This is a genomic window from Hyphomonas adhaerens MHS-3 (assembly GCF_000685235.1).
Classification (GTDB): domain Bacteria; phylum Pseudomonadota; class Alphaproteobacteria; order Caulobacterales; family Hyphomonadaceae; genus Hyphomonas; species Hyphomonas adhaerens.
Genome location: NZ_ARYH01000007.1, coordinates 1 through 1,264, shown reverse-complemented (window position 1 = coordinate 1,264; position 1,264 = coordinate 1). Strand labels below are relative to the sequence as shown.

Sequence of the window (1,264 nt, the reverse complement as noted above, 5' to 3'; positions counted from 1 at the left end):
AAGGAGAGGCCCGATGGGCAAGGCAAAGTTTGAGCGTAACAAGCCGCACGTGAACATCGGCACGATTGGCCACGTTGACCACGGCAAGACGACGCTGACGGCAGCGATTTCGATGGTGCTGTCTGAGGCATCCGGCGGTGAATCGAAATCCTATGCAGACATTGACTCTGCACCGGAAGAGAAGGCGCGCGGGATCACGATCAACACCGCGCACGTGGAATACGAGACGGCCAACCGTCACTATGCCCACGTCGACTGCCCCGGACACGCTGACTATGTGAAGAACATGATCACGGGTGCGGCCCAGATGGACGGCGCGATCCTGGTTGTGAACGCCGCTGACGGCCCGATGCCGCAGACGCGCGAGCACATCCTGCTTGCCCGCCAGGTTGGCGTGCCGGCGCTGGTCGTGTTCCTGAACAAGGTCGACCAGGTTGACGACGAAGAGCTGCTCGAGCTGGTCGAGATGGAAGTGCGCGAGCTTCTGTCGTCCTACGAATTCCCGGGCGACGACATTCCGATCATTGCCGGGTCTGCGCTGGCGGCTGTCGAAGGCCGTGACGATGCGATCGGCAAGGACAAGGTGCTTGAGCTGATGGCGGCTGTGGATGAGTACATCCCGACGCCGGAACGTCCGCTGGACAAGCCGTTCCTGATGCCGGTGGAAGACGTGTTCTCGATCTCCGGCCGTGGTACGGTTGTGACCGGCCGTGTCGAGCAGGGCATCCTGAAAGTTGGCGACGAGATCGAAATCGTCGGTATCCGCGACACCACGAAGACGACCTGCACGGGCGTTGAAATGTTCCGCAAGCTGCTCGACCAGGGCCAGGCTGGCGACAACATCGGTGCGCTGCTGCGCGGTGTGGACCGTGAAGGCGTTGAGCGGGGCCAGGTGCTTTGCAAGCCGGGCTCGATCACGCCGCACACGAAGTTCGAAGCCGAAGCCTACATCCTGACCAAGGAAGAGGGTGGCCGTCACACGCCATTCTTCACCAACTACCGTCCGCAGTTCTACTTCCGTACGACGGACGTGACGGGTGTTGTGACGCTTCCGGCCGACAAGGAAATGGTCCTGCCGGGCGATAACGTGAAAATGGACGTCGAGCTGATCCAGCCGATCGCCATGGACCAGGGCCTGCGCTTCGCCATCCGCGAAGGTGGCCGCACGGTCGGCGCCGGCGTCGTCTCGGCCATCAAAGACTAAGTCTTTACGGCCAACGCCTCAAAGAATCGAAAAGGCCGCCCAAACAGGGCGGCCTTTTTT

1 protein-coding gene is annotated in these 1,264 nt (G+C 61.5%); it reads left to right on the top strand.

Annotated features, from left to right (window positions below):
* The first annotated feature begins 13 nt into the window (after window positions 1-13).
* A complete protein-coding gene (gene tuf, locus HAD_RS17620; RefSeq protein WP_035574207.1) occupies window positions 14-1,204 on the top strand; it encodes an elongation factor Tu in 1,191 nt (396 codons plus the stop codon).
* Window positions 1,205-1,264 lie beyond the last annotated feature (60 nt).